Annotated in this window: 16 protein-coding genes; 5 read left to right on the plus strand and 11 right to left on the minus strand. The window is 69.3% G+C overall.

The annotated features are described in order from the left end of the window. Both LFM09_RS13200 and LFM09_RS13205 read right to left on the minus strand, forming a co-directional pair. The coding region (locus LFM09_RS13200) for a hypothetical protein (RefSeq protein ID WP_414096694.1) at positions 1-931 on the minus strand (931 nt) is incomplete at its 3' end. A gap of 76 nt (positions 932-1,007) precedes the next feature. Continuing rightward, entirely contained in the window at positions 1,008-2,108 is a 1,101-nt protein-coding gene (locus tag LFM09_RS13205) for a UDP-N-acetylmuramate dehydrogenase (protein ID WP_414096695.1), read from the minus strand. Between LFM09_RS13205 and LFM09_RS13210 the strand changes: the two genes are divergently transcribed. Genes LFM09_RS13210 through purU form a run of 4 tightly spaced genes read left to right on the plus strand, consistent with a single transcriptional unit; the run spans position 2,107 to position 5,016 of the window. Beyond that, positions 2,107-2,595, plus strand: coding sequence for a DUF2505 domain-containing protein (locus tag LFM09_RS13210; RefSeq protein WP_414096696.1), 489 nt, complete (start codon positions 2,107-2,109; stop codon positions 2,593-2,595). The two genes, LFM09_RS13205 and LFM09_RS13210, sit on opposite strands and share 2 nt — an antisense overlap. Beyond that, entirely contained in the window at positions 2,574-3,380 is an 807-nt protein-coding gene (locus LFM09_RS13215; RefSeq protein ID WP_414096697.1) for a class I SAM-dependent methyltransferase, read from the plus strand. The genes LFM09_RS13210 and LFM09_RS13215 overlap by 22 nt, the downstream gene beginning before the upstream one ends. Positions 3,381-3,389: 9 nt before the next feature. After that, positions 3,390-4,115, plus strand: a complete 726-nt coding sequence (locus LFM09_RS13220) for a maleylpyruvate isomerase N-terminal domain-containing protein (protein WP_414096698.1) — start codon at positions 3,390-3,392, stop codon at positions 4,113-4,115. 25 nt (positions 4,116-4,140) lie between these two features. After that, positions 4,141-5,016, plus strand: coding sequence for a formyltetrahydrofolate deformylase (gene purU, locus LFM09_RS13225; protein WP_414096699.1), 876 nt, complete (start codon positions 4,141-4,143; stop codon positions 5,014-5,016). A 1-nt stretch (position 5,017) separates the two neighbouring features. Here the strand turns inward: purU and LFM09_RS13230 are convergent, their stop codons facing one another. From LFM09_RS13230 to LFM09_RS13265, 8 genes are all read right to left on the minus strand, one after another. Continuing rightward, positions 5,018-5,422 carry a YbaB/EbfC family nucleoid-associated protein gene (locus LFM09_RS13230; protein ID WP_414096700.1) on the minus strand — a complete coding sequence of 135 codons (405 nt, stop codon included), beginning with the start codon at positions 5,420-5,422 and terminating at the stop codon, positions 5,018-5,020. 8 nt (positions 5,423-5,430) lie between these two features. Next, the gene (locus LFM09_RS13235) at positions 5,431-5,868 is read right to left on the minus strand and encodes a hypothetical protein (RefSeq protein WP_414096701.1); all 438 of its coding nucleotides are present in this window, start codon (positions 5,866-5,868) and stop codon (positions 5,431-5,433) included. Then, positions 5,855-7,213: a lipase family protein gene (locus LFM09_RS13240; protein WP_414096702.1), complete on the minus strand. Its 1,359-nt coding sequence runs from the start codon at positions 7,211-7,213 to the stop codon at positions 5,855-5,857. Before LFM09_RS13240 ends, LFM09_RS13235 begins: the two co-directional genes overlap by 14 nt. Beyond that, on the minus strand, positions 7,210-8,010 hold the full coding sequence (locus tag LFM09_RS13245; protein WP_414096703.1) for an ESX secretion-associated protein EspG: 801 nt from the start codon (positions 8,008-8,010) through the stop codon (positions 7,210-7,212). Before LFM09_RS13245 ends, LFM09_RS13240 begins: the two co-directional genes overlap by 4 nt. Continuing rightward, a complete protein-coding gene (locus LFM09_RS13250) occupies positions 8,007-8,525 on the minus strand; it encodes a WXG100 family type VII secretion target (RefSeq protein ID WP_414096704.1) in 519 nt (172 codons plus the stop codon). The genes LFM09_RS13245 and LFM09_RS13250 overlap by 4 nt, the downstream gene beginning before the upstream one ends. Before the next feature lie 83 nt (positions 8,526-8,608). Continuing rightward, positions 8,609-9,013, minus strand: a complete 405-nt coding sequence (locus LFM09_RS13255) for a hypothetical protein (RefSeq protein WP_414096705.1) — start codon at positions 9,011-9,013, stop codon at positions 8,609-8,611. Next, complete coding sequence (locus LFM09_RS13260; RefSeq protein WP_414096706.1) at positions 9,010-9,438, minus strand: hypothetical protein; 429 nt, start codon at positions 9,436-9,438, stop codon at positions 9,010-9,012. Before LFM09_RS13260 ends, LFM09_RS13255 begins: the two co-directional genes overlap by 4 nt. A gap of 57 nt (positions 9,439-9,495) precedes the next feature. Continuing rightward, positions 9,496-10,470, minus strand: a complete 975-nt coding sequence (locus LFM09_RS13265) for an aminotransferase class III-fold pyridoxal phosphate-dependent enzyme (protein WP_414096707.1) — start codon at positions 10,468-10,470, stop codon at positions 9,496-9,498. Positions 10,471-10,597: 127 nt separating this feature from the next. Between LFM09_RS13265 and LFM09_RS13270 the strand changes: the two genes are divergently transcribed. Then, positions 10,598-11,665 carry an LOG family protein gene (locus LFM09_RS13270; RefSeq protein WP_414096708.1) on the plus strand — a complete coding sequence of 356 codons (1,068 nt, stop codon included), beginning with the start codon at positions 10,598-10,600 and terminating at the stop codon, positions 11,663-11,665. A gap of 1 nt (position 11,666) precedes the next feature. Here LFM09_RS13270 and LFM09_RS13275 read toward each other — a convergent pair whose 3' ends face one another. Continuing rightward, positions 11,667-12,092 carry a hypothetical protein gene (locus LFM09_RS13275; RefSeq protein WP_414096709.1) on the minus strand — a complete coding sequence of 142 codons (426 nt, stop codon included), beginning with the start codon at positions 12,090-12,092 and terminating at the stop codon, positions 11,667-11,669. Between the last annotated feature and the right edge of the window lie 46 nt (positions 12,093-12,138).

The raw sequence follows: 12,138 nt of genomic DNA on the forward strand, positions 1-12,138 counted from the left end.
CGGGCTCGACGGGGTTCGCGAACCCCGTCGAGCCCGATCCGGCGACGTACAGGCCCACCACGCGGTTGTCGGCGTCCACCAGCACGGCACCTGAGTCGCCGTGGTCGCCGAAGCGTTCGGACGAGTGCACGCGGATCTGGTCGCGCAACGTCCGGATACCGATGCCGTGGCCGAAATCGAGTCTCAACGTCGCGTCCGTCGACGCGATCACGCCGTAGGTGAGTTCTGTGGTGCGGCCGCGTTTGCGCACGGTCGAGCCGATGATCGCGTTTGCGGTGCCGGTGATCGCGCCGATGTCGAGCACCTCCGCGCGGAACGGCCGTTGGCCCATCCTGAGCCCTGCCGCGCTGACCGCTCCCGCCAGCGCTGCCCGGTCGAGCACCGCGACCTGGTCGGCACCGGGGAGGCCACCGTCCACTCTGGACGGATGTACGAACTCGTCGCCCACCGACCACGAGTCGTCGACGCAGCCGACGTGGAACGTGGTGAGTCCCAACACCTTCCTGGGCTCGGCCTTGGTGATCACGAACGCGCCGAGCGTGCCCGCGATGACGTACTCGTCTGCTTTCTCGACCTCTGGCGGCACGACCCGGAACGACCGCGCGGGGCCGATGCTGATACCGCCGCGCAGCACCGGATGTCGTTCCGCCACAACGGGTTCAGCCTGCGACAGCCGGGCGCGGTGCAGCACGATCGACTCCGCGACCACGTCCGTGGGCACCCCGTCGACCTCCGCCGGGATCTGCTGCGGGTGCTGCGGTCCCTTGGCGCACACGTAGACCACGATCGCGGCCTGACCCGTCGGGCGACCGCCGGTGAACTTCTCGCCGATGTCGACGCCGATCACGCCGGGCCTGGCGAGGAACTCGTCCTCCACCGTGCGCTTGATCGGCCTGATGACCGCCAGCGCGTTCTCATCGAGGCAGCTCATGGCGACCTCCGTTCCGCCCCTATCTCAATGAAACACTCGCGGTAGCGGTTCGTCACATGGAGTCACCTGAACGGACTCAGAGCTGAACGCCTACGAAGACGGGTTCCGGGTGAAGTTCCACGCCGAAGGCCCCCCGGACTCCGTCGCGAACCTCGCGCGCAAGATCGAGCAGGTCCTCGGTGGAGGCGCCGCCGCGGTTCGTGAGGGCCAGCGTGTGCTTGCTGGACAACGACACCCGGCCGCCGGGGCCCTGGTGGCCCTTGCGGAAGCCTGCGCGTTCGATCAGCCACGCGGCGGAGAGCTTCTTCTGGCCGGGGCCCGCGGGGTAGGTGGGCACGTTCACGTCGTGGCCGAGGCGTTCGGCGATGCGGATCAGCACACCGGTGAACGTCGCGTCGTCGATGATCGGGTTGGTGAAGAACGAGCCGGCGCTCCACGTGTCGTGGTCGGCCGGGTCGAGCACCATGCCCTTGCCGCGGCGCAGCTCCAGGACGGCCTTGCGGGCCTCGTCGGCCGGCACGCGATCACCTTGCGCCACACCGAGAACGCGCGCCAGTTCGGCGTAGCGGATCGGCGCGGACATGCCGCCCGCGGTCAGCGAGAACCTGGTGCGCAGCACGACCGCGTGGTCCGTGCCCTTCAGCACGCTGGTCCGGTAGTCGAGGCCGAGCTTGGCGGCGGGCACCTGGTGCACCTTGCCGCTGCGCCGGTCCAGCAGATCCACCGACTGCAGCACCTGGGCGATCTCGATGCCGTACGCGCCGACGTTCTGCACGGGCGTGGCGCCGTTGAGGCCGGGGATGCCGGACAGGCACTCCAGGCCACCGAGGCCCTGCGCGACCGCCTCGGCGACGACCGCGTCCCACTCCTCGCCGGCTTCGACGGTGAACTGGACGATGCCGCCGCCCAGCGGGTCGAGCCGGAAGCCCTTGGTGGCGACGTGCACGACTGTGCCGTCGAAGCCGCCATCCGAGATCACGAGGTTCGACCCGCCGCCGAGCACGAGCACTTTCTCGTCGGCGGCGGCGTCGGCTGTTCGCACGGCTTCGACCAGCTCAGCGGCGGTCGTGGCGTGGACGAACCGCGCGGCCGGGCCACCGAGTCGGAGCGTGGTGCGCTCGGCCAGAGGTACGGACTGCGTGGTGGTCACAGACGTCAACGGTAGCCTCCGCGACATGGCACGCCGCATCGAGCACCACACCACGTCACCCCATTCGGCGGAGAAGGTCTTCGGCGCGATGGTCGACGAGACCTATCTGCGGGACCGGCTGGCCGCGATCGGCGGCACGAACGCCGAGCTCGTGTCGTTCTCGTCGGCTGACGGGAAGGCGTCTTACGAGCTCAAGCAGGGTGTTCCCGCCGAGCACCTGCCGTCGATGGCGAAGTCGCTGCTCGGTGGCGACCTGGTGATCAAGCGCGTCGAGAACTGGGCGGCCGGCGCCGGCACGGTCGAGGTCACGCTGAACGGCGTGCCGGGGCGGCTCGACGGCGGGTTCACCATCACGGACAACGGATCCAGCTCGAAGACCACCCTCATGGGGGAGGTCAAGGTCAGCATCCCGCTCATGGGCGGGAAGCTGGAGAAGGTGATCGCGGAACAGGTCATCGTGCTGCTGGACAAGGAGAGCGAGTTCACGTCGGAATGGCTCGCAAACCGCGGCTAGCGGCCGGCCGGGCCCGTGCGCTCGGCCTGCCGACGCGCGGCACGACCAACCCGAACCGCCTGCGCCGGGTCGACCGGTGGATGACCGGCACGCTGTCCTCGTTCCTCCTGGACGCGGCCGATCCGCTCGTGGTCGACCTCGGGTACGGGTCCACGCCGATCACCACCGTCGAGATGGCTTCACGGCTGCGTTCCGTGCGGCCCGACGTCCGCGTGCTCGGGCTGGAGATCGACCAGGACCGCGTCGACGCGGGCAAGGCGGTGGCCGACCCGCCCTGGCTGGACTTCCGGCGCGGTGGCTTCGAGCTCGCGGGTGCGCGGCCGGTGTTGTTGCGCGCGTTCAACGTGCTGCGGCAGTACACCGAGGAGCAGTCGTTCGAGGCGTGGGACACGATGCTCGGTCGCATGGCTCCCGACGGGCTGGTCGTCGAGGGCACGTGCGACGAGATCGGCCGCCGTTGCACGTGGGTGACGCTTTCCGCTGACGGGCCTCAGACGTTCACGCTGGCGTGCAAGCCCTCCGGCATCGAGGTGCCGTCCGATCTGGCCGAGCGGCTGCCCAAGGCGTTGATCCACAAGAACGTGCCGGGTGAGCGCGTGCACGCGTTGCTGGCCGAGCTGGACGCGTGCTGGGCCACCGCGGCGCCGTTCGCGCCGTTCGGGCCTCGTGCGCGGTGGGTGGAGTCGGCGCGGTTGCTCGCTGAGCGCGGCTGGCCGGTGCTCGACGACCGCCGTCGTTGGCGACTCGGCGAAATCACGCTCGAATGGGCCGCTGTCGCGCCGTAGGGTCGTGTTGTGGACTACCTCGCGCAGATCGAGACCCAGGCTTCGTTGCTCCGCACGGCCGCGCTGAAGGCCGGCCCGGACGCCCCGGTTCCCTCGTGTCCCGAGTGGACAGTGCTGAAGCTGGTGCGGCACATCGCCGAGGTGCACACGTGGGCGGCGCAGGCGGTCGTCACCGCACCGGAGGCCGGCCGCCCGGAGTGGCCGAAGTCGCCGCGGGACTTCGACGAGGTGTTCCCCTGGTGGGACAACGGCCTCTCGCTGCTCCTCGAACGCCTGCGCTCGACGCCGGCCGACCGTCCCGCGTGGACGTTCGACAAGACGTCCCGCGCCGCCTTCTGGTCGCGCAGGCAGGCGCACGAGACGTCGATCCACCGCCTGGACGCCGAGCTCGCGATCGGCCACGAGCTGCCGGCGCTGGTGTTCGACCCGGAGTTCGCCGCGGACGGCATCGACGAGTACCTCACCGTCCTGGTTGCTCGTCGCGTCGAGCTGGGTTTCCCCGTCTCGGCGACCGGCAGGCTGCTGGTCCACGCGGCCGACGCCGGCCGCACCTGGCAGGTCGGCCTGACCGCGGGCGAACCGCTGGTCGTCACCGGTGTCCAGGACGCGGCCTTCGACGAGGACGCCACCATCGCGGGCACCGCCGACGCGATCTACCGCGCGCTGTACGTGCGCCCGAGCCACGCGATCGTGTCCGGCGATCGGACGCTGTTGGAGGGATTGCCCCGGCCGTGAACACCGCAGCGCATACCCTTGGCCGGTGTCATCGCCAGAGCGTCGCTATGTGATCACCTTCGGCTGCCCGGACCGCACCGGCATCATCGCGAGGATCTCGTCGTTCCTCGCGGAGCACGGCGGCTGGATCGTCGAGGCCGCGTACCACACCGACCCCGACACGGGCTGGTTCTTCACGCGCCAGGAGGTCCGCGCGGACTCCCTGCCGTTCGGCGTGGACGAGCTACGAGCCCAGTTCGCCGACGTGGCCGCCTCGCTGGGCGCGCAGTCGACGTGGACGGTGACCGACACGGGCGTGCGCAAGCGCGTGGTGATCCTGGCGTCCCGCGAGGGCCACTGCCTCTACGACCTGTTGGCCCGCGTCGCGACCGGCGAGCTGGACGTCGAGGTGTCGGCCGTCATCGCCAACCACCCGGACCTCGGCGACATCACGCGCGCGCACGGCATCCCGTTCCACCACGTGCCGTTCCCCGCCGGCGATCCGGAGGGCAAGCAGGCCGCGTTCGCCCAACTGCGTCAGCTGGTCGACAAGCACGACCCGCACGCCGTGGTGCTGGCGCGCTTCATGCAGATCCTGCCGCCGGAACTCTGCGCAGCGTGGTCCGGCCGCACGATCAACATCCACCACAGCTTCCTGCCGTCGTTCATCGGCGCCCGGCCCTACCACCAGGCGCACCGGCGCGGTGTGAAGCTGGTCGGCGCCACGTGCCACTACGTGACGGCCGACCTGGACGCGGGGCCGATCATCGAGCAGGACGTGCTGCGGGTGCACCACGGGGATTCCGTCGCCGACATGGTGCGCAAGGGGCGGGACATCGAAAAGGTCGTGCTGGCGCGCGGGCTGCGGTGGCACCTGGAGGACCGGGTGCTGGTGCACGGCAACCAGACAGTGATCTTCTGAGTTACCAGCCGTCCTTGCGGTAGACGGCCGTCTCGCTGAAGTCCTCTTCCTCTCGCTGCGGCTGGGCCTTCGGCTGCTCGGGTGACGGCGGTGCGGGGACGCTGACGTCGGTGTCGAGCTCGTTCGCGTGGCTGCCGGTGACCTGGCGGAACTCGTCGAGCACGTTCGTCGCGGCCTGCTCGCGGGCGGACTTCATCAGGCCGAGGATCTTGGCGGACAGCTCGGTGTTGCCCTCGATCTTCAGGTCGAGCAGCGCGCCGTTCGGGGCGACCGTGACGGTGACCGACTTGTCCTCGGTGGTCACGGTCGTGCCGGCGCTTTCGATGTTGCGGCGGAAGGCTGCGGCGTTGCGCTGGAGCTCGGCCGTCTTGGCCTCGAAGTCGGCAAGCCATTCGTCGGGGGTCATCGTGGTGCTCATTTCTTGGCGGGGCGGGGGCCGTACTTCTTTTCGAGCGCAGCTGGGTCGTCGAGCTCGATCCGCTTCTGGCTGTACGGCTTGCTGGAACCAGTCGGACTCACCGTCTGCGGATTGGCATCCGAAAAGACGTTGACACTCACCGAGACGTTCTGCCACGTCCCACGCCAGTAATCCCGCTGGGCGATTTCTTCCAGCTTCGCGACAGTCGTCGCCGCGGACTCGTCTCGCACGGTGGCGGTCGCGTGGATCACCTGCCCCTGGTCCAGGCCGTGCTTGTACTCGTACTTGGCCTCGACAACCTCGGGAAGTTCCTTCCAGTCGGCCACGATCTGCTTGCCGACCGCTTCGACGTCCTCGTAGTACTGGTCGGTGATGTTGCACCCGGCCAGCAGAAAAGCCAGGGAAACCGCGGCCAAGGCTTTACGGAAGCTCATTCACACCCTTCCTCGCGACGTGGTACCGCTGCATCTGCGACTGGTCCGGATCGCCTCCGGTGAAGGCTCCCATGCTGTCCCGATACCGTTGCACCGACGGATCCGAGCTCTTGTCGAGTTCTCCAGCAGCATTGGTGTAGTTGCCACCGATCGCGTGGTTTCCGCTGGAGCTACCCGTGTTGTTGTCGAAGGTGACAGTCGTGTGGTTGGGATTGCCCGGATTGTCGCTGGCATCCAGGTGCGGAACGATGTCGTTGCGGTTCTCGATCGACAGCACCTGCACATCGTCAGGAATCTCGATGCGGCCGACCGGAGAGCCCGCGGTGACCACGTGCGTCACGTTGTAGCCGTTGGCCTTCAGATCGGTGGTCGCCTGAGCCGCGACGATCCCGCCCTGGCTGTGCCCGACCAACATCACCGGAGCACCGGTGTCATCCGCTCCGGCGCGATCCAGCGCCTCCTGGATCCCCTTCTGCAGCACGGTGTTGTTGCCCGCCATCGCATCGACGTTGACGCCGAGGTCGTTGGCGCTCGCCACCTGGCCCGGCATCGGCCAGTCCTTCGTGCCGGGCACGTCCACGACGTAGCCGGTGACGTTTCCGTTGGCGTCCTTGATAATTCGCACGTCGATGTTGCTCGGATCAGGCTTGACCGTCGGGTCGTTGCGCTCGTTCAACCCGTTCAGAAGATCTTCGAGGTCGCGTGGCGGGTTGTCCTTCATCGGATCACCGATGTTCGTGACCACGGCTTCGCCGTCCGGGTAGGTGGCGGCGAGCAGGTCCAGGGTCGTGGCCAGATCGACCGGGATGCCGAGCGCGCTGAGCATGCCCGGCGACATGCCGATCAACGTGTCGACCATGCCGGGGTGGTCGACGAGCCACTTCTCCCAGTTGCCGTCGTAGTTCATGTACACGTCCGCGGCGATAGCGCTACCGGCGACGGCTGCGGCACCCGCGGCTGACAGCGGGTTGGAGGCGACTGCCAGACCAGCGAACCAACGGCCCGCGTCCAGGCCCTTCGCGGCCAGTTCGTCGGCCATCTCGTAGGCGATCCGGGTGGCCTTCAGCGCCTCGCCGCGCAGTCCGATTCCCGCCGAGGTGGCGGTGAGGCCGTTGGGTCCGTCGAGCGCCACGGCCATCGCGGCCTCGAACTTGACCACGCCGCCGGGGTTGAGCAGTGACGAGGCGAGCACGTCCGGCTGGACCAGGAACTTGTGGCCGGCCGCTGCGGTCTTGAGGGTGTCGTCGGCGACGTCGCCGGTGAGGTCGCCCATGGAGGCCAGGTCGTCGTACTTGGCCTCGGTGCCGCCCGCGCCGCCCTCGACCTGGATGTTCGAGATGGTCATCCCAGTGCTCCCGCCACCGCGGGCGCCACCCAGGTGCCCAGGTCCTCACGTTCGGTCGGTTCGATCTTCACCATGCGGCGGCCCGAGCCGTCGGGTTCGGGCTCCAGGCCGCTCCAGCCGCCGGGCGTGTGCACCCAGTTGACCTGGGACGATCCGTTCCCACCGAGGACCAGGCAACGAAGGGCGCCATCGGTCTGGGTGGCGACGTTCTCGGCCAGCGCCGCTTCTTCGCCGGAGAGGTTCAGCTCGGCGAGCACGGCGGCCGGGGCGTCCGGGTCGGCGGCGCGGAAGAGCCTGGCCGCGCCCATCTCCTGCAGCGCTGCCAGCGGCAACCGGCCCTTCAGCGGTTCCGCGTCATCGCCGCCGCCGAGTCGCGATTCGAGGCTTGCCCCGGCGGGATCGGCCTGCGGCACGGCGCGGATCAGTTCCTTGCCCAGGTCCACGGACGCGAACATGGACAGCTCGACGGCGCCCTCGCCAAGTGCGAAGAGCGAGGCGCCCAACGGGCCGTTGACCGCGTGGACGCTGTGCGAGCTCTTGGGTCCGATGGACGCGATGGTGTCGAGCATGACCGCGGGTCCAGCGAGGATCTGGAGGTTGCGCTCCACCGACGGGTGGACGGTGGCCTCGTCGCCGACGCCGGTCACGACGCGCTTCTTGGTGAGGTCTGCCTCCGCGGGGCCGATCTGAACGTCGGCTGCGGGCATCCAGTCCGGCGGCAGGTCGACGCCGGTCTTCTCGACCAGGTACGCGAACTCCCGCGCGGACAGCACGAGGCGATGCGGTGCCGGGGTCACGCGGGCACTCCCTGGCCGCGCATGTAGTCGCCGACCTCGAGCCAGGCCTTGTCGCCCTGCGGCGGCAGGTTGTCCGGGCCCCACTTCCAGCCGTTCCACGGTGGTTGAGGCGGCTGCGGTGGCTGACCGCCGCCGAACCCGAGCGCATCGGCCACGCCGTTCGCGATGTCCTTCACGGCGTTGTTGAACGCGTCGACAGCTCGGTTGAAGGTGTCGATCGCGCTCTTGAACCAGCCGGTGACAGCCTCCGCGATGCGCTTGATCGCGGCGATCATCTCGCGGACCTCCTGGGCGTGCTGCCGCAGCACCTTGGCGGCACCGTCCAGCCCTTCCGCGGCCTGGAACAGCTTGCGCTTGTCGCCCTCGACGGTCTCGCGGCACCGCTCTGCCGCGACCGACTGCCACTGCATCGTGCGCGCGCGGTCGTTCATCTCGGTGCCGCGCGTGCGGACCGACTCCGCGCGCTTCTCGATCTCGCCCGCGATGCGGTCCAGCTCGTCCGGATTGCCGTACACCGGTACCCCCGTTCACTCGGGGTGAGCAAATCACGACAGGCAGACAGCTCGCAGCCGGTACCGGGAAAGATGCGCGGAACTACTCAGCGGCCGGGATCGAGCTCACCGGCTTCCGACCGCGGCCCGTACTTCCGTTCCATCTCGACGACGTCGCCGAGCTCGAACTGCACGTCGGATTTGCGCAGCGCGGTACCGGACGGGCCGGAAAAGCGGACGGTGAACTCGACCCGGCGACCGGTGCCGGTCCAGTAGTCGCGCTTGACGATCTCCAGAGCCTCGTCGGCGGCGGCCTCGTCGCGGGCGGTCGCGGTCACGGTGAGCCGTTGCCGGTAGTCCAGGTCCGACTTGTGCTCCACCACCACTGCGGAGACACCGTCCGCGGCCTTCAGGTCACTCTCGATGCGATCGGCCAGGTCTTCGACGGTGTCGTCCGAGGTCCCGCAGCCGGCCAGGAGCAGCGGGAGCAGGACGAACGCGAGGCGCCTCACTTGCTCGGCCTCGTCGGTCGCGGGCCGTAGCTGGCCTCCAGCTCGGGCGGCAGGTCGACCTCGCCCTGGCGCACCGGTTTGCCCGACTCCGGTTTGTCGGCGTAGGGCGGGTCAGCGGTCGTGTAGACGACGTAGGTCGCGCTGCACGAGCCCCAGGTGCCGCGCCAGCAGTCCCGGCGGGCGATCTCGACCACCTCGTCGACCACGGCGTCGTTGATCTCCTCGGCCTTCAACATGACCTGAACCTGCAGGCTGTCACCGGCGTCGAGGCCGTGGGTGTACTCGAACTGGGCCGCGGCGACGTCCGGGCGTTGCTTCCAGTCGGCGACGATCTGCTTGCCGATCTCGTTGAGCAGCGGGTTGAAGCTTTCGAACACGCTGCACCCGGTCAGCAACAACACCGCCAGGACTGGAACAAGACGCACCGCGCACCCCCTTCGCGTGGATCTTGGCAGGGGTGCGCGGCGCGTGCCGGGCGAACGTCAGATCTTGGCCGCGGCCCTGCCCACGGCTTCGACCAGCCACCCGGCGTCCGCGGCCGACATGACGGCGGGCGGGGTGAAGCTCACCGTCCGGCCGCGGAAGTCGGCGAGCACCCGCGCTCGAAGGAGCTCGCCGGTGAACACGTCGGCCGCGCGCTTGTCCGGCAGTTCGACGCCGAGCAGCAGACCGCGACCAGAGGCATGGGCTTTACCGGCGACGACGGCCCGCAGACCCAGCAACAACTCGTCGCCCAGCAGCGAGGCCCGTTCCACCAGGCCCTCGGAGGCCGTGACGCGCAGGCAGGCGTTCACGGCGGCGGAGGCGAGGGGCGACACCGATTCGAGGCCGCGCCACAGCGGCACCTCCACGGCGGCGGTGGCGACGACGGCGGCGATCGGGAGGACGCCGCCGGAGAGACCCTCGCCGACCAGCAGGATGTCCGGGGTCACGCCGTCCAGGTCGGCGCCCCACCACACGCCGAGGCGGCCCAGGCCGGTGCGGGTCTCGTCGACGATCAGCAACGCGTCGTGTTCGCGGCACACCTCGGCGATCGCGCGCAGGTAGCCGCGCGGCGGGACCGAGATGCCGCGGACCGGTTCGACGAGCACGCACGCCGGTGGGCCGGAAGCCAGCACAGAACGCAACGAGTCGATGCCGCCGTACGGGACATCTCCGGTGGTGAGGACGCGCGGGCGGCCGTTCGCGGAGGCCAGGGCCACGGCGAACTGGGCTGCTTCGGAGGCCGACGGAAACGTGTGGATGTGGTCGAGGCCGTTCGGGGTGACCAGGTCGAGCATCAGGCGGTCCAGCAGCGACGGGCGGCGCACCTGGCCCACGACGGCCTGCACCACGGCCGGGTGGGCGTGGCCCAGCAGCGGGACTCCGTAGCCACCGCAGTCCAGGTACTCGACGCGGTGGGGGTCTACCACTCGGGCGCCTCGGGCGGCGCAGCCGGTCAGTTGTTCGGTAGCCATTGCGGGGAACCTTTCCTGGACAGCGGCCAGTGGCCGCTCTCGGCTGGACGTCGAGGCGGACCGGGTTCCCTAACAGTCATTCGGATTCCAGGGCACGTTGGTTCGCACCAGGCTTAGGCTTTCTTTCGTGCGGACCGAAATCACCGACCTCGACCAGCTGCGCGCGCAGCCCGACCTGCGCAAAGCCGTCATCATCGGGCTGGACCTGACCCGCGAGGACGTGCGGGTGCCGTTGGACGGAGCGCTGCTGCTCGGCTGCAGCCTCAGCGAGACCATGCAGCGCCGGGCGGACGCCGCGGGAGCGTTGATCTTCCCGGTCATCCCCGACCTGCCCTACGAGGTCTACCGATCGACCCTCTACACGCCGGACGAGCTGTTCGCGGGCTTCGACCCGGCCAGCCCGAAGTCGTACGCGGACACGCCGGACGCGGTGATCTACCGGCACAGCAAGCAGCAGGGGCACCACCCCGACCCGCTGCACGCGCTGGCCGAACGCCTGCACGACCACTCGATCACCGAGGCCCTCGACGAGGCGCTGACCGGGCAGCCGGTCGCGGTCATGGGCGGCCACGCGCTGGCCCGCGGCAGCGACGGCTACCGCAACGCCGTCGAGCTCGGTGCCGCGCTGGGCAACGCCGGCTTCACGGTGCTGACCGGCGGCGGACCTGGCGCGATGGAGGCCGTGCCGCTGGGCGTCCGGCTCGGCGAGGCCGACAACGACGTGCTGAACGCCATCGCGGCAGCCCCGTCGTTCGGTCACGACGACGAGTCGATCGGCCGGTGGCTGGCCGCGTTCCCGGAGATCAGGAGCTTCGAGAAGCCGCGCACGATCGGCATCCCGACCTGGTTCTACGGCCACGAGCCGCCGAATCCGGCCTGCGAGCTGCACGCCAAGTACTTCGCGAACTCGGTTCGGGAGGAAGGCCTGCTGACGGTCGCGACCGGCGGGATCGTCTACACGCCGGGCAAGGCGGGCACCGTCCAGGAGGTCTTCCAGGACTTCACGCAGAACTACTACGGCAGCGTCGGCCCAGCCGCCCCGATGGTGTTCCTCGGCAGGGCGTTCTGGACCGACGAGGTCCCGGCCGCGCCGCTGGTGCAGAAGCTCGCGGCGGGCCGGGAGGCGGAACAGTGGATCCTCGTCACGGACGAGATCGACGAGGCGGTCGAGCTACTGGCGAAGTACCAGAGCTAGCTCACTGGAACTTCCACTCCGTCGTGTAGAGCTCGGTCGTCGACCCGGCGCTGCGGTTCCAGACACCCTGGTAGCCGTACAGGGTGCTGTCCTCGTAGTAGTTCTTGTTGCACGACGCCCAAGAACCGGCTTCGTGGCTGTTGACGCAACGGCCGTAGCGGTAGAGCGAGCCGTTGCGGTAGTTGGCCCACTCGACGATGGCCGACTTGCCGTCCGCCTTGCGGTCCTGCACCCACCACTTGTCGCCGCCGCGCTCGTAACAGACGCGGACGTCTTCCTTGGCGTCGGTGCAGACCGCGGCGCCGGGCGGCGTGCCGCCCTTGGTGCCGTAGTTGAGCTCGTGCTCGATGGCCAGCGCGGTGCCGGGCATCATCACGCTGATGGCGGCCGCGGACGCCATCGACAGAGCGACAATCGCCTTGCGCATCAGAGATTTCCCCTCGTTCGTAACGGTTTTCCGCCTCAGCGGCGGA

The sequence above is a fragment of the Lentzea alba genome (assembly GCF_047445655.1).
Taxonomy (GTDB): domain Bacteria; phylum Actinomycetota; class Actinomycetes; order Mycobacteriales; family Pseudonocardiaceae; genus Lentzea; species Lentzea alba_A.

Coding starts and splice junctions, on each gene's coding strand:
- LFM09_RS13240 (WP_414096702.1), bottom strand. CDS start 7,213: ATGACCATCTCGAACATCCAGGTCGAGGGCGGCGCGGGCGGCACCGAG.
- LFM09_RS13230 (WP_414096700.1), bottom strand. CDS start 5,422: ATGACCCCCGACGAATGGCTTGCCGACTTCGAGGCCAAGACGGCCGAG.
- LFM09_RS13210 (WP_414096696.1), top strand. CDS start 2,107: ATGGCACGCCGCATCGAGCACCACACCACGTCACCCCATTCGGCGGAG.
- LFM09_RS13205 (WP_414096695.1), bottom strand. CDS start 2,108: ATGTCGCGGAGGCTACCGTTGACGTCTGTGACCACCACGCAGTCCGTA.
- LFM09_RS13275 (WP_414096709.1), bottom strand. CDS start 12,092: ATGCGCAAGGCGATTGTCGCTCTGTCGATGGCGTCCGCGGCCGCCATC.
- LFM09_RS13215 (WP_414096697.1), top strand. CDS start 2,574: ATGGCTCGCAAACCGCGGCTAGCGGCCGGCCGGGCCCGTGCGCTCGGC.
- LFM09_RS13235 (WP_414096701.1), bottom strand. CDS start 5,868: ATGAGCTTCCGTAAAGCCTTGGCCGCGGTTTCCCTGGCTTTTCTGCTG.
- LFM09_RS13265 (WP_414096707.1), bottom strand. CDS start 10,470: ATGGCTACCGAACAACTGACCGGCTGCGCCGCCCGAGGCGCCCGAGTG.